Source organism: Acidovorax sp. FW305-C-20-28 (assembly GCF_058783375.1).
Map to the genome: position 1 here is coordinate 155430 of NZ_JBYSYM010000013.1, position 20091 is coordinate 175520.

Annotated in this window: 18 protein-coding genes and 1 riboswitch; of the genes, 16 read left to right on the forward strand and 2 right to left on the reverse strand. The window is 68.0% G+C overall.

Going from position 1 to position 20091, the window contains the following annotated elements; genetic code table 11:
* Positions 1 to 235: 235 nt before the first annotated feature.
* Positions 236 to 2998 carry a DUF349 domain-containing protein gene (locus AC3WOH_RS16665; protein WP_492230415.1) on the reverse strand — a complete coding sequence of 921 codons (2763 nt, stop codon included), beginning with the start codon at positions 2996 to 2998 and terminating at the stop codon, positions 236 to 238.
* A 1063-nt stretch (positions 2999 to 4061) separates the two neighbouring features.
* On the opposite strand from AC3WOH_RS16665, the gene AC3WOH_RS16670 reads away from it, so the two are divergent.
* The 5 genes from AC3WOH_RS16670 (at position 4062) to AC3WOH_RS16690 (ending at position 10222) form a co-directional block, all read left to right on the forward strand.
* Positions 4062 to 4916 carry a lytic transglycosylase domain-containing protein gene (locus tag AC3WOH_RS16670; protein ID WP_492230416.1) on the forward strand — a complete coding sequence of 285 codons (855 nt, stop codon included), beginning with the start codon at positions 4062 to 4064 and terminating at the stop codon, positions 4914 to 4916.
* A 45-nt stretch (positions 4917 to 4961) separates the two neighbouring features.
* A riboswitch (ZMP/ZTP riboswitch) is annotated at positions 4962 to 5112 on the forward strand.
* Between the two features lie 36 nt (positions 5113 to 5148).
* Positions 5149 to 6393 (forward strand): serine hydroxymethyltransferase, encoded by a 1245-nt coding sequence (glyA, locus tag AC3WOH_RS16675; protein ID WP_184862209.1) that lies wholly within the window; start codon positions 5149 to 5151, stop codon positions 6391 to 6393.
* Positions 6394 to 6415: 22 nt separating this feature from the next.
* Positions 6416 to 6865: a transcriptional regulator NrdR gene (gene nrdR, locus AC3WOH_RS16680; RefSeq protein WP_007856647.1), complete on the forward strand. Its 450-nt coding sequence runs from the start codon at positions 6416 to 6418 to the stop codon at positions 6863 to 6865.
* 42 nt (positions 6866 to 6907) lie between these two features.
* Complete coding sequence (locus AC3WOH_RS16685) at positions 6908 to 7798, forward strand: DMT family transporter (RefSeq protein ID WP_492230417.1); 891 nt, start codon at positions 6908 to 6910, stop codon at positions 7796 to 7798.
* A gap of 69 nt (positions 7799 to 7867) precedes the next feature.
* Positions 7868 to 10222, forward strand: a complete 2355-nt coding sequence (locus AC3WOH_RS16690) for a hypothetical protein (protein WP_492230418.1) — start codon at positions 7868 to 7870, stop codon at positions 10220 to 10222.
* A 110-nt stretch (positions 10223 to 10332) separates the two neighbouring features.
* Here the strand turns inward: AC3WOH_RS16690 and AC3WOH_RS16695 are convergent, their stop codons facing one another.
* Complete coding sequence (locus tag AC3WOH_RS16695; protein WP_492230419.1) at positions 10333 to 11589, reverse strand: YihY family inner membrane protein; 1257 nt, start codon at positions 11587 to 11589, stop codon at positions 10333 to 10335.
* A gap of 187 nt (positions 11590 to 11776) precedes the next feature.
* On the opposite strand from AC3WOH_RS16695, the gene AC3WOH_RS16700 reads away from it, so the two are divergent.
* From AC3WOH_RS16700 to AC3WOH_RS16750, 11 genes are all read left to right on the forward strand, one after another.
* Entirely contained in the window at positions 11777 to 12211 is a 435-nt protein-coding gene (locus tag AC3WOH_RS16700) for a DUF2069 domain-containing protein (protein ID WP_492230420.1), read from the forward strand.
* Positions 12212 to 12324: 113 nt separating this feature from the next.
* Positions 12325 to 13749: an FAD-binding oxidoreductase gene (locus AC3WOH_RS16705; protein WP_492230421.1), complete on the forward strand. Its 1425-nt coding sequence runs from the start codon at positions 12325 to 12327 to the stop codon at positions 13747 to 13749.
* Positions 13750 to 13763: 14 nt separating this feature from the next.
* Positions 13764 to 14237 (forward strand): GNAT family N-acetyltransferase, encoded by a 474-nt coding sequence (locus tag AC3WOH_RS16710; RefSeq protein WP_492230422.1) that lies wholly within the window; start codon positions 13764 to 13766, stop codon positions 14235 to 14237.
* 166 nt (positions 14238 to 14403) lie between these two features.
* Positions 14404 to 15180, forward strand: coding sequence for a DNA/RNA non-specific endonuclease (locus tag AC3WOH_RS16715; protein WP_492230442.1), 777 nt, complete (start codon positions 14404 to 14406; stop codon positions 15178 to 15180).
* A 239-nt stretch (positions 15181 to 15419) separates the two neighbouring features.
* Complete coding sequence (locus tag AC3WOH_RS16720) at positions 15420 to 15599, forward strand: hypothetical protein (RefSeq protein WP_492230423.1); 180 nt, start codon at positions 15420 to 15422, stop codon at positions 15597 to 15599.
* On the forward strand, positions 15599 to 15805 hold the full coding sequence (locus AC3WOH_RS16725; RefSeq protein WP_492230424.1) for a hypothetical protein: 207 nt from the start codon (positions 15599 to 15601) through the stop codon (positions 15803 to 15805). Before AC3WOH_RS16720 ends, AC3WOH_RS16725 begins: the two co-directional genes overlap by 1 nt.
* A gap of 25 nt (positions 15806 to 15830) precedes the next feature.
* On the forward strand, positions 15831 to 17192 hold the full coding sequence (locus AC3WOH_RS16730) for an LLM class flavin-dependent oxidoreductase (RefSeq protein ID WP_492230425.1): 1362 nt from the start codon (positions 15831 to 15833) through the stop codon (positions 17190 to 17192).
* 66 nt (positions 17193 to 17258) lie between these two features.
* A complete protein-coding gene (locus tag AC3WOH_RS16735) occupies positions 17259 to 17642 on the forward strand; it encodes a DUF4440 domain-containing protein (RefSeq protein ID WP_492230426.1) in 384 nt (127 codons plus the stop codon).
* Positions 17643 to 17772: 130 nt separating this feature from the next.
* Positions 17773 to 18795, forward strand: coding sequence for an ABC transporter substrate-binding protein (locus AC3WOH_RS16740; RefSeq protein ID WP_492230427.1), 1023 nt, complete (start codon positions 17773 to 17775; stop codon positions 18793 to 18795).
* A gap of 37 nt (positions 18796 to 18832) precedes the next feature.
* Entirely contained in the window at positions 18833 to 19441 is a 609-nt protein-coding gene (locus tag AC3WOH_RS16745; protein ID WP_492230428.1) for a GNAT family N-acetyltransferase, read from the forward strand.
* A gap of 4 nt (positions 19442 to 19445) precedes the next feature.
* Positions 19446 to 20063 (forward strand): SMI1/KNR4 family protein, encoded by a 618-nt coding sequence (locus tag AC3WOH_RS16750; RefSeq protein ID WP_492230429.1) that lies wholly within the window; start codon positions 19446 to 19448, stop codon positions 20061 to 20063.
* The last annotated feature ends 28 nt before the right edge of the window (positions 20064 to 20091 follow it).

Sequence of the window (20091 nt, forward strand, 5' to 3'; positions counted from 1 at the left end):
GGGCACCAAACACATAAAAAGCCGTTGCATTCGCAACGGCTTTTTTGTTTTCGGCTGCGCCTCTTCATGGCCCTGGCGCGCGGCCATGCCCCCCCCCCCACAGCGGCACGCGCAACCTGCGCACCCATCGCCAAAAAGACAACGCGCCTTCGCAGCCGCGCCCGAAGGCACGCACGCGAAGGCGCGTTGTCATGCAGACACAGCACAGGGCCGCAGCCCTGCGCCCCATCGGTCCTTACTTGCGCAGCAGGTTCTTCAGCACGTTCTGCAGACGGCGGGCCGTGGCCGCATCGCTGCCGCTGGCCAGCACCTTGGCCGCGTCCTGGCCCCAGGTCTGCTCAGGCGCAGGGTCATTGCGGCGCGTGAGCAGCTGCAACTGCAGCAGGCGACGCGCAGCAATGTGCTCGGCCGGCGTGGGCACCTCGGCCGCCATCTCCAGGCGCAGCAGCGCTTCGGCCGCATCGCCCTTGGGCGCAGCCGACAGGGCCTGCGTCCATGCGGTGCGCACCGCCGGCGTCACGCGGCCACCCAGTTCCTGGGCGCTCGGGACCTGCGCGGCATCGCGCTTTTCCCAGGCCGAGAGCAGTTGCGTAAGGGCCTCGCCATGGGCCTGGGCCGCCAGCTTCTTCAGGGCCAGCTGGGCGTGCTCCATGGCATCGCGCTGGGCACGGAAGGCCGTATCGCCCAGGCGCGGACCACGGTCTTCGTAGGCCGGACGCTCGCGGTCACCAAAGCGGCTGCCGCGCTCACCACCACGATCGCCGGGACGGCCATCGCGCGCGCCACCACGGCCCGCATCACCCCGGCCACCGTCGCGGCGTTCGCCCGGACGCGCGCCCCGGCCCGGGGCCGCAGGCGCATCCTTTTTCATGCCAGGGCGGTCGTCGCCGCGCACCGCCACCACGGGGCGGGCCGGCTTGGGCGGGGCCACGGGAGCGGGCGCCGCAGCAGCGGCCTCACCCTCGGTGGCCGCACCATCGGCCGGCGCTTCGCTGCCGGCATCGGCGGCCTGTGCGGCTGCGGCCGGTTCGCTCTTCGGGGCCGATGCTGCAGCCGCCTCGGCCGCCTGGGCCTGGCCACGCAGGGCCGCTTCGAGGGCCTGCACGGCGGCGCGGATCTGCTGCGCATCGCCCGTGGCGTTGGCGGCCTCGAGCGCCTTGGAGGCATCGAGCACCACACGGTCGCGCGCGCTCAGTTCGGTCTGGACCTTCTCGCGGTCGGCCGACTTGCGGTTGAAGGCTTCGTCGATGGGCTTGCGGAAGGCATCCCAGAGCTTCTGCTCGTGCTTGCGGTCCAGCGGCACGGTCTGCGCCTCGGCCTGCCAGCGCTGCTGCAGCGCCTTGACGGCATCGATGCGCAGAGCGGGTGCAGCGCCCAGCGCCACGGCCTCGTCGATCATCGCGTGGCGGCGTGCCAGGCTGTCCTTCTGCGCGGCGTCCAGCGGCGCACCGGCCGCAGCGATGGCCTGCTTCCACAGCGGCTGCAATTCGGCAAAGATCTTCTCGCCCACATGGCCGCCTTCGCGCCAGCGGTCACCGAACTGGTAGAGGGCGCGGTTGATGGCTTTCCAGTCACCCGAGTTGGCGTGCTCCTGCGTCCAGGCCTTGACCTCTTCGATCAGTGCCAGGCGCTGGGCCTTGTGCTCGGCGGCATCGGCGCGGATCTTGTCGAGCCAGGCTTCCACCACCTTGTGCGCGGCATTGCAGGCTTCGTCGAATTTCTTCCACAGGCCGTGGTTGGGCGCACCGCCCTGGTCGGCCTGCTTCCATTGCTCGCGCAGGGCACGCAGGGTTTCCTGCATCTTGCGGCCACCCAGGGCCTGGCCCTCGGGGCGGTTGAGCAGGCCCTCGGCCTTGGCCACGAGGTCTTCGCGTACCTGGTCGGCGCCCCAGCGCTGCCAGCCTTCGAGCTCGCCAGCGGCCACCAGGGCCGTGTGCACCTGCTGCTCCAGCGCGGCATCGATGTGCTTGCCATGGTTCTTGAGCACGGCGCGCAGTGCAGCGGCCGCACCGGCACTGGCCTTGCCATGGCCTTCGGCGGTTTCCTTTTCGAGCACCACCAAGGCCTCGCGCACGGCCTGCACGGCCTTTTCGCGCACTTCGGGGTCGACCTTGGGCTTGTTCTGCGCACGGGCCGGCTTGGCCGCAGCACCCGGAGCAGCGGCCGCTGCCGCAGCAGCCGCCTCGGTGGGCAGGCCACGCGCCACGCGCAGTTCGTCGGCCCATACGGGCACGGGCGGCAGCGGGGCGTTGGTGTCCTCGGCCGCAGCAGCGGCCTGGGCCACGGCGGGCTGGAAGGCATCCCACACCACCAGCAGCTGGGTGCGCGAGGCATCGAGCAGCGGCGGGAAGCGCGCCTCCACGCTGGCCCAGCTGGCGTCGCCGGTCAGCTCCTGGGCCTGCTCCTGCCAGCGCGCCACGTCGCCGCGCAGCAGCTCCAGTGCGGCCTGTGCGTCACGCCAGGGCTTGGTGGACAGCACTTCGATGCGCTGCGCCAGCAGCACGGCGGCTTCGCGCTGCACCTGCACGCGGTGCTGCAGGTCTTCGATGACCTTCACGCGGTCGGCCACCTGCACCTTGAGCAGGGACAGCGGCTCGCGCGACAGCGGCGCGCCGGCCTTGGCCGCGTCGCGCTGCCAGGCCAGGGCATCGGCGATGTTGAGCTTGGGCGCGGCCAGCAGGGCCTGGGCTTTTTCGGCCCACTCGGCGGCAATGGCTTCCTGGCCCTTGGCACGGCGGATTTCGTCGAGGCGCTCGCGCACGGCGCGGGCGGCGCCCTTGTCGCGGCCGCTCAGCTCCTTGAACACTTCCTGCAGCTGCTCGGGCGCCGGCTGGGTGGCCAGCCAGTCGCGGATGCGGGAGGCGCGCTCACCCGAGGTGGCGGCAGAGAAGGCGCCGCCGGTCAGTGCATCCAGGGGATGCGCCTCTTGGGTTTTGGCCGGGGCCGGATTCACTTCAGGTGCGTCGGACATTTTGCTGCGGGAAAAAAATGGAAACATGGATCCAAAGGATTACGAACGGCCATCCCTGCATCCGGGTGGACGCGCAAAGCCCCCAGGGCTTGCGCCAACCCCCAGCAGGTGCATGGCAGAAAACGGGCTATTTTCACCGGGTTCGTGCAGGCGGGCCACCAGCCGTCCTGGCGAGGGGATTCCTCGGGGGAAGTCCTGTCCAGGGCCACCCGGTGCGCGGGCATCTGCACCCTGCCTTGCAGGGTTGCGGCGTCTCCCCGGGGCCTGTGCCCGCTCTGGGAATTGCCCCCATTATCTATATATATGCGGCAAGCCCCCATTCAATGGCTTGAGGCAGTTCAACCCGGGCCCATCCAGGCTTGGCCGCAAGCACGGCGGCAAGCCGTCAGCATGCACCTCCCCAGCCACGGCAGGCGCTGGCGCACAGGGCAAAACACCTGCCCACAAACGAGAAAGCCCGGGGGACTCTCCGAAGTGGACAGTCTCCCGGGCTTGACGGCTGACACAACGGTCTTTTGCCATCGTTTCGCACTGCGGAGATGAAGGTCCGCTGAGCGAGGAGGCAAGGTATTGCCTCCAGGGGGTGCCGTGGAAGTTTCATCTGCTGCACCGCGGCACTGAATGCCCATCGGCGGGAGAGTTCGCTTCGTCTGGCGATGCCTGAAATCAACAGGCCACTGAACCTTACCAAAGTCGCTTCGGGACCTCAAGCCGGTTTTGCAATGGGTAGGAAAAAGCCGATTGAATTTGACATCGCGGCGTCATGGCCCTCTGGTGCACACCGCCGGCCTTCCGAGGGAAAAAACCCAAAAACCTGTGTTTATTAACAGATTTTTCATTACAAATTCATCTAACATTGCAATTTGTTAGTATTGACTAGCTATTTGGTGACCTCCTAGAATCCGCCAGCCTCAAAAACGGCTAGTAAAAACCCCAACCCCGCTGCCGAACCCGGCTAAGTCAACTCACGGCCCTCTTGCTTTTTGCAGGCCCTGAAATTGATGGCGTACCAATCCAGGTGATACGCCTGATCCTGCCAACCACCCCGTGGTTGCAGGGCCTCAGGGAAGCGCCCCAGAAAGGAAGAGCTATGACAGCGTCAGGAAAAGTGGTCTCGGGCGTGCGAACCTTCGCCGCCGACGTGACCGAAGGTTTTCTTGAAATCACCCACAGCAGCTTCGCCCTCATCGGGCTGACCGTTGCATTCATCGCAATCGCACTGACCGCCCGGCCCGACCTGCGCCAGGCTGGAGAAGAAAGACTCATGAACTGGCTGCAGGCGCGCCAGGTCGCCGTGCTGGGCATGCCCATCGAGCCCGAAGCGAGCGAACGCGCCACCGCAGGCAACCCCAAGGACCTGCCCAAGGAGCAGGCGGCCGTGGCCTTCTGGCTGAGCAAGAAGTACCGCGTGGCCCCCGAGCCCCTGAGCGTGCTGGTGGCCGAGGCCTATGAGCTGGGCGCGCGCAACAAGCTCGACCCGACCCTGATCCTGGCCATCATGGCCATCGAGTCGAACTTCAACCCTTTCGCACAAAGCGCCGTGGGCGCCCAGGGCCTGATGCAGGTGATGACCACCGTGCACACCGAGAAGTACCAGAACTTCGGCGGCCACTTCGCGGCCTTCGACCCCGTGACCAACCTGCGCGTGGGCGTGAAGGTGCTGCAGGAATGCATTGCCCGCGCCGGCTCGCTCGAAGGCGGCCTGCGCTACTACGTGGGCGCAGCCAACCTGCCCGACGATGGCGGCTACACCGCCAAGGTGCTGGCCGAGCATTTCCGCCTGCGCCAGGTGGCCGGCGGCCGCGCCATGCCGACCAACCCGCCGCCCACCCTGTCCACGCAGGCACCGGTGCAATCGGTGCCCGCCTCGGCCAAGCTGCCGGCATCCGCCTCGCCGGCCAGCGGTGGCAGCGACAAGGTGGCCTTGCTCTCGCAGCCCTCCTGACAGATCTGCGATCCCGGCGCAGTCGGGCGCTGCCTGGGATACACTACGCAGGTACGCAACTGGCGATAGGCGCAGCCCGCAACCGGGTTGCCGCTGACGTGGAAACCGACAAGGGCTGGCCCCTTGTGAACCACTGGGGAGCGTGCCGCGCGGGTGCCATGCCTGCCGCGTTCCGCCGTTCGCCTGGGCAGCCCTTGTTTCAAGGGACACAAGTTCATAGGACTGCCACACCATGTACGACCGCAATATTCTTGTCGAACAGACCGACCCCGAACTGTTTGCCGCCATCACGGCCGAGAACGCCCGGCAAGAGCACCACATCGAGCTGATCGCCAGCGAGAACTACGCCTCTCCCGCCGTGATGTGGGCCCAAGGCACCCAGCTGACCAACAAGTACGCCGAGGGCTACCCCGGCAAGCGCTACTACGGTGGCTGCGAGCATGTGGACGTGGCCGAGCAGCTGGCCATCGACCGCGTCAAGAAGATCTTCGGCGCCGAAGCTGCCAACGTGCAGCCGCACTGCGGCGCATCGGCCAATGAGGCCGTGTTCCTGGCCTTCCTCAAGCCCGGCGACACCATCATGGGCATGAGCCTGGCCGAAGGCGGCCACCTCACGCACGGCATGCCGCTGAACATGTCGGGCAAGTGGTTCAACGTGGTCTCCTATGGCCTCGACGCCAACGAAGTGCTGGACTACGACGCCATGGAGAAGAAGGCGCACGAGACCAAGCCCAAGCTCATCATCGCAGGTGCCTCGGCCTACAGCCTGCACATCGACTTCGCACGCTTTGCCAAGGTGGCCAAGGACGTGGGTGCGATCTTCATGGTGGACATGGCCCACTACGCCGGCCTGATCGCCGCGGGCGTGTACCCCAACCCCGTGCCCCATGCCGATGTGGTCACCTCCACCACGCACAAAAGCCTGCGCGGCCCACGCGGCGGCATCATCCTGATGAAGGCCGAGCACGAGAAGGCCATCAACAGCGCCATCTTCCCCGGCCTGCAAGGCGGCCCGCTGATGCACGTGATCGCCGCCAAGGCCGTGGCCTTCAAGGAAGCGCTGGAGCCCAGCTTCAAGGCCTACCAGGAACAGGTGATCAAGAACGCACAGGTCGTGGCCGAAACGCTGACCGCACGCGGCCTGCGCATCGTCTCCGGCGGCACGCAAAGCCACGTGATGCTGGTCGACCTGCGCGCCAAGGGCATCACCGGCAAGGAAGCCGAGGCCGTGCTGGGCTCCGCCCACATGACCATCAACAAGAACGCCATCCCCAACGACCCTGAAAAGCCGATGGTGACCAGCGGCGTGCGCATCGGCACCCCCGCCATGACCACGCGCGGCTTCAAGGAAGAAGAAGCCCGCGCCACGGCCAACCTGATCGCCGATGTGCTGGACAACCCGCGCGACGAGGCCAACATCGCCGCCGTGCGCGCCAAGGTCAATGCGCTGACGGCCCGCTTCCCGGTCTACCGCTGATCGACAGCGGCGCCGCGCGACCATGAAATGCCCCTTTTGCAGCCACCAGGAAACGCAGGTCGTCGAGACCCGGGTGTCTGAAGAAGGGGATTTCATCCGCCGCCGGCGCCAATGCGGCGCCTGCGACAAGCGCTTTACCACCTACGAACGGCCGGAAGTGAACTTCCCGGCCATCGTCAAGAAGGACGGCCGGCGCATCGAGTACGAACGCGGCAAGCTGCTCGGCTCGTTCAACCTGGCGCTGCGCAAGCGCCCCGTGAGCACCACGCAGATCGACAGTGCCATCGAGCGCATCGAGGAAAAGCTGCTCAACCTGGGCCAGCGCGAGGTGCTCTCCAGCCGCATCGGCGAGCTGGTGATGCGCGAGCTCAAGAAGCTCGACAAGATCGCCTACATCCGCTTTGCCAGCGTGTACCGCAGCTTCGAGGACATCGACGATTTCCGCGCCATGGTGGACGAGGTGCGCAAGTAGCAGCCGCCTGCAGACTTTGCGGCGCTGCATGACAATGCACCAGTGAAGACCCGCCATTTCCTGCAGCTGGTGCTGCTGTCTGCCCTGTGGGGCGCCTCCTTTCTTTTCATCCGCGTCGCGAGCCCTGTGCTCGGCCCCAATGTCATGGCGGCCCTGCGCATCGGGCTGGCCACGCTCACGCTCATGGCGCTGATGCGCCTGGCCGGTGAGCGCTGGCCCTGGCACCACTGGCGCGAACTGGTGGGCCTGGGCGCGCTCACGGTGGCCATTCCCTTCCTGCTGTATTCCTGGGCTGCGCTGCACCTGCCCGCGGGCTACAGCTCGCTGCTCAACACCATGGCCGTGCCCTTCAGCGTGATCGCAGCGGCCTGGCTCAAGGAGGATACGCTGAGCACACGCAAGTGGCTGGGCTGCCTCTGCGGCTTTGCGGGCGTGGCGCTGATCGTGCAACTGGGCCCGGTGGCGCCCACGCCGGCCCTCCTCATCGCGGCCGTGGCGTGCATGGTGGCCTCGGCCTGCTACGGCGTCTCCACGCCCTGGATGAAGCGCGCCACCACGCGCATGCCGCCGCTGGCGATTGCCGCCGGCATCCACGGCACGGCCCTGCTCATGCTCACACCGGGTGCTGCCTGGAGCATGCCCGAGGCGCAGTTCACGCCCGGGGCGCTGGCGGCCGTGGCGGTGATGGGCATCGTCACCTCGGGCCTGGCCTACTGGCTCAACCTGCGCCTGCTGGCCCAGGTGTCGCCCGTGGCCGCCATGAGCAGCGCCTTCATGATCCCGCTGTTCGGCGTGGCCTGGGGCCATTTGTTCCTGGGTGAGGCACTGGGCCCAGGCATGCTCTGGGGCGGCATGCTGGTGCTGGTGGCCACGGGGCTGGTCACCGGCTTCAACCCGCTGCGCTGGCTGGGCGCGACCTTCCAGCGATCGTAGGAGGCTGCCTACAGGGCCGTTCGCCCAGGTCCGGGGCGGCCCGCCCTGTCGCCTGCCGACAATCAGGGCATGGACCAGCCGCCCCACCCGACCGCAGCCACCGCCCATCCCGTTCACCGCGCCCCCCTGCAACCCGAGCAGCCCCCACCGCAGCACGCCTGGCAGTTCTTTCGCGCCGGCGGCGTGGACCAGGTCATCATCCAGACCGGCCAGGACATCGCCCACCTCGCCGAACTCGACCAGAAGCTCTGGGTGGCCCTGGCCTGCCCCACACGCGGCATCGAGTTTGACGAACGCACGCTGGACCTGATCGACACCGACCAAGACGGTCGCATCCGCCCGCCCGAATTGCTCGCCGCCTGCGCCTGGGCCTGTGCCCGCCTGCGGGACCCCGAGGAACTGGCCCGGCCCGGCGATGTGCTGGAGATCGACGCCATCCACGATGGCACCGAGGAGGGCGCGGCGCTCGCCGCCGAGGCCCGGCGACTGCTCGCCATGGCCGGCCGGCCCGAGGCCACCGCGATCGCCCTGGCCGATGTGCTGGAGCGTGGCAAGCAGCTCAGTGCAATGCGCTTCAACGGCGACGGCATCATCACCGCCGACACGGCCGGCGACGACACGGTGGCGCGCGAGGTCATAGTCCACATCATCAGCGTGCACGGCGGCATTCCGCCGGCCACCGACAAGCAGTTGCCCGGCATCGACCGCGAGCGTGCCGAGGCCTTCTTCGCCGACCTGAACCAGCTCAAGGCCTGGGCTGCCCAGGCGCGCGAGGCCACCACGGGCCTGGCCCTGGGCGAGCGCACGCTGGCCGCCACCGAGGCCATGAACGCCGTGGCCGCCAAGGTCGAGGATTTTTTTGCCCGCACGCGCCTGGCCAGCTACGACCCGCGCGCGGCCACGGCACTCAACCCGTCGCTGGAGGAGTACAGCGCCATGTCCGGCAAGGACCTGGGCCTGGCCTCGCCGGCCATCACCACCCTGCCCCTCGCCCCCATCACGCCGGGCGGCGCCCTACCCCTCTCACGTGGTGTGAACCCGGCCTGGTCCAAAGCCTTGCGCAATTTCCGCGAGCGCACGGTGGAGCCCCTGCTGGCCCGCACCGATGCCGAGAGCCTGACCCAGGACGAGTGGCAGCTGATCCAGAAGGCCCTGGCCCCTTGCCAGCAGTGGCTGGCCGACCGGCCCGCCACCCGCCTGGACGCCCTGGACGAAGAGGTGCGCGAGGCCCTGCTCGCCGGGGATGCCGAGCAGCGCGTGATGGCCCTGATCGCCGAAGACGAGGCCGAAGAGGAGCACAACCAGCAGGCCCTGGCGCTGGAGAAGCTGCTGCGCTTCAAGCAGGGGCTGCTGGAGCTGCTCAACAATTTCGTCTCGTTCTCGGCCTTCTACCAGCGCCGGGGCGCCATCTTCCAGGCCGGTACGCTGTACCTGGACGCGCGCAGCTGCGACCTGGTGGTGCAGGTGCCCGACGCCGCGCGCCACGCCAAGCTGGCCGGCCTGGCCAAGACCTACCTGGCCTACTGCGACTGCACGCGCAAGGGCCACAAGATGGGCATCGTGGCGGCCTTCACCGCAGGCGACGTGGATTTTCTCTTCGTGGGCCGCAACGGCGTGTTCTACGACCGCGACGGCAACGACTGGGACGCGACCATCACGCGCATCATCGAGAACCCCACGAGCATCCGCCAGGCCTTCTTCTCGCCCTACAAGAAGTTCGTGCGCATGGTCGAGGAGCAGGTCGCCAAGCGCGCCTCGGCCAGCGACGCGCGCGTGCAGAAATCCCTGGGCACGACGGCCGGCACCCTGGCCAGCACCGACGCCAAGACCGCGGGCGGCACGGCCGGCAGCCTCACCACGCTCCCCGGCGCAGCGCGGCGCACGGACGTGGGCACCGTGGCCGCCATCGGAGTGGCACTGGGCAGCATCAGCGCGGTGCTGGTGGGCATCTTCGGCAAGTTCGTGGACCTGGGGATGTGGATTCCCCTGGCGATCCTGGGCATCGTGCTCGCGATCTCGGGGCCGAGCATGCTGATCGCCTGGCTCAAGCTGCGCCAGCGCAGCCTGGGGCCCATCCTGGATGCGAGTGGCTGGGCGATCAACGGGCGCATGCGGGTGAACACGCGGCTCGGGGGTTCTCTGTCGCAGACGGCCAAGGTACCGGTGAATGCGCGGCGCATGCTGGATGATCCGTTTGCGGAGTCGCGCAGTCCTGTGTGGGTGGCGCTGGGGGTGTTGGTGGCTGTTGTGGTGGTTGTGTTCGTGGCCTGGCGGGCGCATTGGCTGGATCGGTGGGTGCCGCGGGTGACCGTGACGGCTCCCGTGGCTGCGCCGGCTGCGGTGCCTGCGTCTGGGGCCAGTGGTGCGGCGGCTGCTCCTGTGGTGGTGGGGCCGGCGGCTTCTGTGGCTGCACCGGCTCGTTGAGTTTTGGGGTCGTTTCAGTTGCATGCCTTCGCTGAGGGCAGAGGCCGGGATGTGCGCCCGGACTCCGATCTCAATCAAGGCACGCAGCAACCACACCAACAAACCAAAGATCACCGCCCCCGAATCAAATCCGCCACCTTCATCCTCTCCAACCCCGCACTGCTCCAGAACGACCCCAGGCTCTCCGCCCGCTCCAGCAACAACTTCTCCACCAACGGCTCGGCCGGAGTAGCCAGAGGATCCACCAGCAGCAGGTACCGCGGCTCGGCCACATCCGCCGCATCGGGATCGCTCGTGGCGTCGTTGATCTGCCCGACCCAATCCAGCGAGACCAGTGCATCGAGCACCGGCTCCAGCTGCAGCACATCGAGCCGCAGCAGCAGTGCCAGCTCGCCCGCGCGCAGCCCCTTTTGCGCATGGCGGCGCGCCAGGTACAGCTCCTGCAGCACCTCCACCGCGAGCTGGAAGTGCCAGCCCGCCACGGTGCCGCGCCGGGCCACCCCGGCCAGCAGGCTGGGCAGGTAGGCCGTCACCACCGCGCCCAGCAGCACGATGACCCAGGCCACGTAGATCCAGACCAGCAAAATGGGCAGGGTCGCAAACGCGCCGTAGACCACCGAATAGGTGGGCACGTTGCTCAGGTAGATGGCCAGCACCCGCTTGGCCAGCTCGATGCAGACCGAGACGAACAGGCCCCCGGCCCAGGCGTGGCGCCACTTCACCGGGGTGTTGGGCACATAGTGGTACAGCGCGGCCATGCAGCCCGCCAACACGAAGAACTGGATGGAGTCGAACAGCAGCTGCACTCCGCTGGGCAAGGCCCGCACCAGGCCGCCCGAGGCCGACATGACGTACGAAGTCACCGCCAGGCTCACGCCCAGCAGCAGCGGGCCCAGGGTGATGGCGGCCCAGTAGATCAGCACGCGCTGGCCCAGGGGGCGCAGGCGGCGCACGCGCCAGATGTCGTTGAGCGTGCGGTCCATGGTCAGTATCAGGGCCAGCGCCGTGGCCAGCAGGATGCTGAAGCCCGCCACGCCCAGGCTGCTGGCCTTGGCCGCGAACTGGGTCAGGTAGCCCAGCACCTGGCGCGAGATGCTGTCGGGCACCAGGCTGTCCACCAGCCAGCGCTGCAGCACGTCCTGCACCTTGCCGAAGATGGGGAATGCGGTGAACACCGCCAGTGCCACCACGAAGAAGGGCACCAGCGCCAGCGTGGTCGTGAAGGTCAGGCTGCTGGCGGTCAGGCCCAGGTGGTCCTCGCGAAAGCGCTCGCGCAGGGTCTGGGCCGTCGTTTTCCAGGGGAAATGCGACAGCTGCGTGATCAGCGCTTCGATGCGCAAGGCTACAGTCTGCAGGGTCAAGGGCATGGCCGATATGATCCCAGGTCCGGGAGAGGACCACGGGGTGTTGTGGAACGCTGGCTGCATCGCAGGGATGCGCCAGGCGCATCCAGCACGCATTGTGGGCCCAAGCGCGGCGCAGGCCACCAGCGAAAATGGACAGCCTGCCAGCCGTGCCCCCTCTTTCCATTCGTTGTTACCTGACCTGCCACCGATGACCGCTCCCCTCCCCGTCTCCGACCATGCCATCGCCGCCACCCGCTGGGCGGCCACCGGCAGCGTGATGGCGCTGATCGTGCTGTGCCTGGCCTGGGAGCTGGTGCTGGCCCCCGTGCGCCCCGGCGGCTCGTGGATCGCCCTGAAGGCGCTGCCGCTGTGCATTCCGCTGGCCGGCCTGCTCAAGAACCGCATGTACACCTACCGCTGGGTGAGCCTGGTGATCTGGCTGTACTTCACCGAAGGCGTGGTGCGCGGCTGGGGGGACAAACCGCCCTCGCAGTGGCTGGCCTGGGCCGAAATCCTGCTGTGCCTGGTGCTGTTCACCGCCTGCACGCTGCACGTGCGGCTGCGCCAGCGCAACGCCAAGGCCATGGCAGCCATGGCGCCACCCCCAACCCAGGAGGGGCCGGCACAGGCCCCCGTGGCGTGACCGCTCCACAGCACACACGCCCACCACAACACCCGCCCACGCCCCTCCATCCACGCTGCGCTGCGCCACCAGGCAACAGCAGCCCCTGACGCCGTAGACGAAAGGCCACCGACATGACCACCAACACCCTCCTCGACACCCTGCGCACCCTGGTCGGCCCGGCCAACGTGCTGGCCGATGGCGACCTGACCGCCTGGGAGCAGGACTGGCGCCGCCGCGTGCGCGGCAAGGCCCTGGCCGTGGTGCGCCCGGCCAGCACACAGGAAGTGGCCGCCGTGGTCAAGGCCTGCGCCGCGGCCGGCACCGCCATCGTGCCGCAGGGCGGCAACACCGGCCTGGCGGTGGGCTCCACGCCCGACGACAGCGGCACGCAGATCGTGCTGAGCCTCACGCGCCTGAACGCCGTGCGCAACATCGACACCGACAACCTCACCATGACGGTGGAGGCCGGCTGCATCCTGCAGAACCTGCAGGACGTGGCGCAGAACGCGGGCCTGCTGTTCCCCCTGTCGCTCGCGGCCGAGGGCAGCTGCACCATCGGCGGCAACCTGGGCACCAATGCCGGCGGCACGCAGGTGGTGCGCTACGGCAACGCGCGTGACCTGTGCCTGGGCCTGGAGGTCGTCACCGCCCAGGGCGAGGTGTGGGACGGCCTCAAGGGCCTGCGCAAGGACAACACCGGCTACGACCTGCGCGACCTGTTCGTCGGCAGCGAGGGCACGCTGGGCATCATCACCGCGGCCACGCTCAAGCTCTACCCCGAGCCTGCGGCGCGCCTCACGGCCTGGGCCGCCGTGCCCTCCATGGAGCACGCCGTGGCCCTGCTGGGCCTGGCGCACAAGCACCTGGGTGCAGGCCTCACGGGCTTCGAGGTCATGGGCCAGTTCGCGCTGAGCCTGGTGGGCAAGCACATGCCGCAACTGCGCGTGCCCTTCCTGGGGGACGAGAACGCGCCCTGGTGCGTGCTGCTGGAGAACTCCGACAGCGAATCCGAAGAGCATGCGCGCGCCCGCTTCGAGGCGCTGCTGGAGACCGCCTTCGAGGCCAGTTGCGTGACCGACGCCGTGGTGGCCGAGAACCTGACCCAGGCCCAGCAGCTGTGGCACATCCGCGAGAACATTCCGCTCGCGCAGGCCGAAGAGGGCCTGAACATCAAGCACGACATCTCGGTGCAGATCTCGCGCATCCCCGCCTTCGTGGCCCACACCGACGCCGTGCTGCGCCGCGAGATCCCGGGCGTGCGCCTGGTCAACTTCGGCCACCTGGGCGACGGCAACCTGCACTACAACGTGCAGGCGCCCGAGCAGGGCGACCCCAAGGCCTTCCTGCGCGACCACGAGGAGCATGTGCACCAGCTGGTGTACGACGCGGTGGCCGAATTCGGCGGCTCCTTCTCGGCCGAGCACGGCATCGGCGAACTCAAGGCCGACAAGCTCGAAAAGTACCAGTCGCCCGTGGCCCTGTCGATGATGCGCGCCGTCAAGCAGGCGCTGGACCCACAGGGCATCATGAACCCCGGCCGCGTGCTCAAGCACTGACAGGAGCATCCCGCATGGCGACCTCCGTGAACGTCCGTCCCGTCACAGCGAGTGACTATGCAGCATGGCGCCCGCTCTGGGACGGCTACAACGCCTTCTACGGGCGCTTTGGCGCCACCGCACTGCCCGAGCACATCACCGCGAGCACCTGGCAACGCTTCCTCGATCCCGCCGAGCCGGTGCACTGCCTGGTGGCCCAAGAGGGTGAAGGCAGCAACGGCACCCTGCTGGGCCTGACCCACTACCTCTACCACCGCAGCATGACGCGCATCGAGCCCGTGTGCTACCTGAGCGACCTGTTCACCCGCGAAGCGGCACGTGGCCGCGGCGTGGGACGCATGCTGATCGAAGCGGTGTACGGGCAGGCGCGCGCAGCCGGCTCGTCGCGTGTGTACTGGCAGACGCAGGAGGGCAATGCCGCAGGGCGTGTGCTGTACGACAAGGTGGCCAAACACCACGGCTTCATCGTGTATGCGAAAGAGCTTTGACGGGCCCGCTTTCCTGCCTCCAAACGTAAACGCTGCAAGCGGCAGAAAAACCTTGCGGCATTACGGCCCGTAGGGCCAAAACAGGCCTGCAGCGGTGGTTCAATCAGCGCCTTTTTTCGCTTTTTGACACCGCGTTTTGAATTTGCATTCTTCCTGGCCGCGCGCCATGCGCGTGGCCACGGCGGCCATGGCATTGGCCCTGGGCGCCGCCCCCTCTTTCGCCCGCAACCCCTCCTCCACGTTTCTCGACAGCCTCCCCGGCCTGCGCAGCGCACCGCCCACCGGCTTCGTGCATTGCCCGCAGTTCTTCGTGGGCGGCAAGCCGCCGCCGGTACCGCGCCGCGCCCAGCAGCGCGAGTTGTGCTACGAAGCCTTTGCCGTGCTGCACAGTGGCCAGACGCGCACCCCGGTCTACGTGGCCCAGCGCCTGAACCGCCAGGTGCTGGAAGGGGCCCACGAAAAGCGCTCCGACAAGTTCTTTGCGGACGCACGGCTGCCGCGCAGCGAGCGCGCCGAGCTCGACGACTACAAGCGCTCGGGCTACAGCCGCGGCCACATGGCCCCGGCGGCGGACATGGACACGCCCACGGCCATGGCACAAAGCTTCTCGCTGGCCAACATGGTGCCGCAGGACCCCAAGCAGAACGGCGGCCCCTGGGCCCGCATCGAGCAGGACACGCGGCGCTATGCGCAACGCGCCCGCGGTGATGTGTACGTGATCACCGGCCCGGTCTTCGCGACAGGCGGCCCGACCATCGGCGCGAACCAGGTCCATGTGCCCACGCACCTGTTCAAGCTGGTGTACGACGCCACCACCCAGCGTGCCTGGGCGCATTGGCAGGCCAACCGCCCGGACGAGCGGGCCGGGCCGCCCATCAGCTACCAGGAGCTGGTCAAACGCACGGGCGTGGAGTTCCTGCCGGCCCTGGCGGCACCGCACTGAGCACCGGCGCCCGCCTGCACGGAAAGCGCATCTGCAAACTCGCATTCCTTCGTTGGAATGCGCGCAGCGCCTGCCCACAATGGCCAGGCGCGGTCATGGATGGATGCGCCACGGGGCCCGCAGGGCCCTCGGTTGTTTTGGTGATATGCAACTGACGCGAAAGTCGTTCTCCGCCAACCCCTGCTTCGGGACAATGGCGGCATTCCACGGCCACCGGCATCCATCCAGCGATCCGCCCCATGAACACCCCAAGGAGCCTCGACATGCTGCTGCCCGTGACCACCGAGGACCTCGACCTGACCCCACCCGATGGCGCTTTCTGGAAAGTGCTGCGCCACCTCGCCGTGGGCCTGGTCGTGGCATGCGCCATTGCACTGATTGCCGGCTTCCTGGCCTCCACAGCGGGCGGAGGCGCATGATGAAACACACAACCGCTGCCCTGCCCAATGCACTTGCCGAGCGCGTCCTGGCACTGACGGCCAAGGCCTGGGGGATTGCACCACCCTCGCCTGCAGCCCTGGTGCGGCGCGCACCCCATGGCTATGTGCGCCAGCGGGTGCGCCGCAGGGCATTGCAAGGGGCATGCGCACCCTTGCCGACCCCGCTGCTGGCGCATTCCTGGTGATACCGCCCACCGTTTTTCGATCCGCATGACCTCTCCCCGCCCCCAGATGCACCTCGGTGCCTTTTTCTTCGGCGTCGGCCACCATCTGGCCGCCTGGCGCCACCCCGATGTGGACCCCGGTGCCGCCAGCCGCATCGAATCGCTCCGTGAATGGACACGCATTGCCGAAGCCGCCAAGTTCGACGCCATCTTCTTCGCCGACAACGTGGGGCTGCCCGGCCCACCCGACGCGGTAGTGACCAAGAATGCGCTGTGGTACCCGCTCGATCCGCTCATCGCCCTGGCAGCACTGTCGCAGTCCACCACGCACATCGGCCTGGTGGCCACGGTGTCGTCCACCTACCTGCCGCCCTACCACCTGGCGCGCAAGTACGCCTCGCTGGACCAGGTGAGCGGCGGGCGCAGCGGCTGGAACCTGGTCACTTCGGGCAGCGACTTCGAGGCGCGTGCCTTCGGGCTGGAGCAGCAACTCGCCCACGCCCACCGCTATGCCCGGGCGCACGAGTACGTGAAGATCGTCAAGGGCCTGTGGGACACCTGGGAGGACGAAGCCTTCATCCACGACAAGGCCGCCAACCGCTTCTTCGACCCCGCCCGGCTGCACCGCGTGGCCCACTCGGGCGAGCACTACCAGGTGCATGGCGGCCTGCAGACGCCGCGCGCCCCGCAGGGCTACCCGGTGCTGGTGCAGGCCGGCTCCTCGGGCGATGGGCAGGACCTGGCGGCCGCCACGGCCGAGGTGGTCTTTACCGCACAGCAGAGCGCGGCCGAGGCACGCGCCTTCTACAACGGCCTCAAGGCCCGGCTGCCCGCCTACGGCCGCACGCCCGACCAGCTCAAGATCCTGCCCGGCATCTCGCCCTTCGTGGGGCGCACGCGGCAGGAGGCGCAGGACAAGTTCGACCAGTTGCAGGGGCTGATCGACCCGGTGCTGGGCGTGGGCCTGCTCTCGACCTTCCTGGGCAATGTGGACCTGTCGGGGTACGACATCGACGGGCCGTTTCCGCAGGACCTGCCGGTGACCGAAGGCTGGAAGAGCCGGCAGGAGCTGTTCGAAGGCATGGCGCGGCGCGAGAACCTGTCCATCCGCCAGCTCTATGAAAAGGTCGCGGGCGCGCGCGGGCACTGGACCCTCGTGGGCACGCCCGAATCCATCGCCGACGAACTGGAGCACTGGTTCACCACCGGCGCCGCCGACGGCTTCAACGTGCTGGCGCCCACCCTGCCCCACGGCCTCACGGACTTTGCCGACCTGGTGATCCCCGAGCTGCAGCGCCGCGGCCTGTTCCGCACGGAGTACCAGGGCCGCACGCTGCGCGAGCACCTGGGCCTGGCCCGGCCGGCCCACCCCGCAGCGCGGCAAGGCGCCCGCGGCAACACCACGTAACGCGCTCGGTGCGTGCCATGTTCACCGCTACCATCGTCCGGACAATGACCAAGGGAGAAGACAGCGGTGCTGCATCTGGAAGAACTGCGCGCAACGCGCACGCAATGGTATGAAGCCTATGTGGCCGGCGACACGCGGCGGCTGGCCGAACTGGAAGACGCCTCCTTCTTCGTCGTGAGTGAAGCCGGCATCGAGGCCGGCGCTGAGCGCCTGGCCGGCATTGCCAGCGCCGTCCGCGCGGGCCGCTGGTTCCCGGCGGGCAGCCGCACACTGGACGCGCAACTGGAGCTGCAGGCGGTCAGCGAAGGCATCGTGTCGGCGCGCGGCCTGGGCCGCATCGCCACGCCGCGCGGTGAGCATCCCCCCGTGCTGTTCACCGAACTCTGGCAACGCTCCGCACAGGGCTGGCGTGCGCTGCACCTGCACTACCACCCGCAGCCACGCCCATAGATGAGTTGGTTCTTAGGAACCCACGATTGCTTCGTTCCCCCGCACACGCCTTCCCCCTAGAGTTCGACCCCTGCACTGCACCACCACCGGTGGTTGCGGTGACGATCAACGAACGCAAGGGGAAAAAGGAATGTCAGGACGGGATGGCAAAAAGGGACAGCGCTGGCGCACCCTGGCGGGGGCGACGCTGCTGGGCCTGGCGCCGCTGATGGCCCAGGCCGAGGGCAAGATCAGCATTGCGCAGCAGTTCGGCATCGGCTACCTGATCCTGGACGTGGTGCGCGACCAGCAACTCATCGAAAAGCACGGCAAACAACAGGGCCTGGATGTGCAGGTGGAGTGGGCCGCCATCTCGGGCGCCACGGCGATGAACGAGGCCCTGCTGGCCGGCTCGCTGGACGTGGTGTCCGCCGGCGTGCCGCCCATGCTCACACTGTGGGACCGCACGCGCGGCAAGCAGAACGTGAAGGCCGTGGCGGCGCTGGGCTCGCTGCCCAACTACCTGCTGACCAACAGCCCCAGCGTCAAGACCTTGAAGGACCTGGGGGAGAAGGACCGCATCGCCGTCCCCGCCGCGGGCGTGGGCTTTCAGTCGCGCACCTTGCAGATCGAAACGGCACGCGTCTTCGGCAAGGACGACTTCAAGCGCTTCGACAAGATCTCGGTGAGCCTGCCCCACCCCGAGGCCACGGCCGCGCTGATCGCGGGCGGCTCGGAGATCAACACGCATTTCTCCAGCGCACCGTTCTACTACCAGGCCCTGGCCGCCAACCCCAACATCCGCAAGCTCATCAGTTCCTACGACATCCTGGGCGGCCCGGCCACGTTCAACGTGCTCTACACCACGCAGAAGTTCCACGACGAGAACCCCAAGACCTACAAGGCGTTCTACAACGCGCTGGTGGAAGCCGCGCAGATCATCAAGGCCGACAAGGCCAAGGCTGCCGAGATCTTCATCCGCGTGCAGAAATCGAAACTCGCGCCCGAGCTGGTGCGCAAGATCGTGGAAGACCCGGAGAACGACTTCACCGTGTCGCCGCACCGCAGCTTCGTCTATGCGAACGAGCTGGAAAAGCTCGGCGTGCTCAAGAACAAGGCCGCCTCGTGGAAGGACTATTTCTTCGAAGAGGCGTACACGCAGCCGGGCTCGTGATGTGGGGCCGGGCGCGGGTCTGGTAAGGTCCGCGCCCATGCTGTTGCCCACCTCCTCGCTACACCCCTCCACGCCCGCCCTGGCGGCATCGCTGATCGACGACCCGTTCTACCAGGCCATCACCATCGACTTCGCGCACGATGCGGCTGCGCGCCTCACGGTGCTGCAGCACTACCTGGACTGCGCCGTGCGCGAGGCGCAGCGCGGCGGCCTGTGCCATGTGCCCGAGGACCCGCGCCTGGGCATGGCCATCTGGAGCCTGCCACGCCCTGCCGATGCCGAGCAGGCCGATGCGCAGGCCAAGCTGGCCTACTTGCAGACCGTGCTGGGCCCCCAAGGCATGGACAACTACCACCGCATCATCGCCTTCATGGGCCCGCGCGCCAGCGGCGCCGAGCTGCAGGGCGCCTGGTACCTGTCCATCCTGGGGATCGATCCGGCGGCGCAAGGGCAGGGCCTGGGCGCTCGCCTGCTGGCCCCGGCGCTGGCCTCGGCCGACGAGGCCGGGGTGGCCTGCTACCTGGAGACGTTTTCGCCACGCAACGAAAGTTTTTATGGGCGCATGGGGTTTCATGCGCTGGCCTCGCACCTGGAGCCGGTGACGGGCGCGCCCTACACTGTCATGGTCCGTCCTGCACAACGGTAAAACCATGCACCTCCCCGACCTGTACCACGCCATCACCGCGCACCGCGGTGAATTCACCTGCGAGCGGATCAACCACCAGCCGCAGCAAACCAAGACCGTGCACTTTGCCCATACGGTGACCCCGCCCGGCGACAACGCCGGCCTGCCCGCCGTGGGCCGTCTGGCCGAGTTCTACGGCACCTTCGGCAGCATCCTGTTCTACGTGGATGCCGTCACCGGCGATGGGGCCAAACACATCGCGCATCCCGACGAATGGGCATCGCTGCACGACGACTTCAACGACTGGATCGAGCACCTGGACGACGAGGAGCGCGCCGAGATCCTGCCCGAGTGGATAGCCCATTGCACCGCCATTGGCGAGAGCCCGCGCACCGGCAACTACATCCTCATGGTGCTGGAGGGCGACGAGGCCGGCAAGGTGTTCGAGTTCGACCACGACGGCTTCGAGTTCATCGAGCGCGCCGACGACCTGGTGGCCTATGCAGAAAAGCTGCTCGACCTGGATGCAGGCCTGCTGGTGGACATCGCCTCGCACATGCGCTTCATCGAGGCCGACCAGGTGCAGTGGTGGATTCTGGAGATGGTGGACAACCGGGGGAACCGGGTGAGCACGGAGGGCTGAGCGTCTCGTACGGATTTGCGTTCGACCG

Coding starts and splice junctions, on each gene's coding strand:
- AC3WOH_RS16715 (WP_492230442.1), top strand. CDS start 14,404: ATGCGCGTGGCCACGGCGGCCATGGCATTGGCCCTGGGCGCCGCCCCC.
- nrdR (WP_007856647.1), top strand. CDS start 6,416: ATGAAATGCCCCTTTTGCAGCCACCAGGAAACGCAGGTCGTCGAGACC.
- glyA (WP_184862209.1), top strand. CDS start 5,149: ATGTACGACCGCAATATTCTTGTCGAACAGACCGACCCCGAACTGTTT.
- AC3WOH_RS16695 (WP_492230419.1), bottom strand. CDS start 11,589: ATGCCCTTGACCCTGCAGACTGTAGCCTTGCGCATCGAAGCGCTGATC.
- AC3WOH_RS16670 (WP_492230416.1), top strand. CDS start 4,062: ATGACAGCGTCAGGAAAAGTGGTCTCGGGCGTGCGAACCTTCGCCGCC.
- AC3WOH_RS16690 (WP_492230418.1), top strand. CDS start 7,868: ATGGACCAGCCGCCCCACCCGACCGCAGCCACCGCCCATCCCGTTCAC.
- AC3WOH_RS16705 (WP_492230421.1), top strand. CDS start 12,325: ATGACCACCAACACCCTCCTCGACACCCTGCGCACCCTGGTCGGCCCG.
- AC3WOH_RS16725 (WP_492230424.1), top strand. CDS start 15,599: ATGAAACACACAACCGCTGCCCTGCCCAATGCACTTGCCGAGCGCGTC.
- AC3WOH_RS16750 (WP_492230429.1), top strand. CDS start 19,446: ATGCACCTCCCCGACCTGTACCACGCCATCACCGCGCACCGCGGTGAA.
- AC3WOH_RS16740 (WP_492230427.1), top strand. CDS start 17,773: ATGTCAGGACGGGATGGCAAAAAGGGACAGCGCTGGCGCACCCTGGCG.
- AC3WOH_RS16710 (WP_492230422.1), top strand. CDS start 13,764: ATGGCGACCTCCGTGAACGTCCGTCCCGTCACAGCGAGTGACTATGCA.
- AC3WOH_RS16730 (WP_492230425.1), top strand. CDS start 15,831: ATGACCTCTCCCCGCCCCCAGATGCACCTCGGTGCCTTTTTCTTCGGC.
- AC3WOH_RS16700 (WP_492230420.1), top strand. CDS start 11,777: ATGACCGCTCCCCTCCCCGTCTCCGACCATGCCATCGCCGCCACCCGC.
- AC3WOH_RS16720 (WP_492230423.1), top strand. CDS start 15,420: ATGAACACCCCAAGGAGCCTCGACATGCTGCTGCCCGTGACCACCGAG.
- AC3WOH_RS16665 (WP_492230415.1), bottom strand. CDS start 2,998: ATGTTTCCATTTTTTTCCCGCAGCAAAATGTCCGACGCACCTGAAGTG.
- AC3WOH_RS16745 (WP_492230428.1), top strand. CDS start 18,833: ATGCTGTTGCCCACCTCCTCGCTACACCCCTCCACGCCCGCCCTGGCG.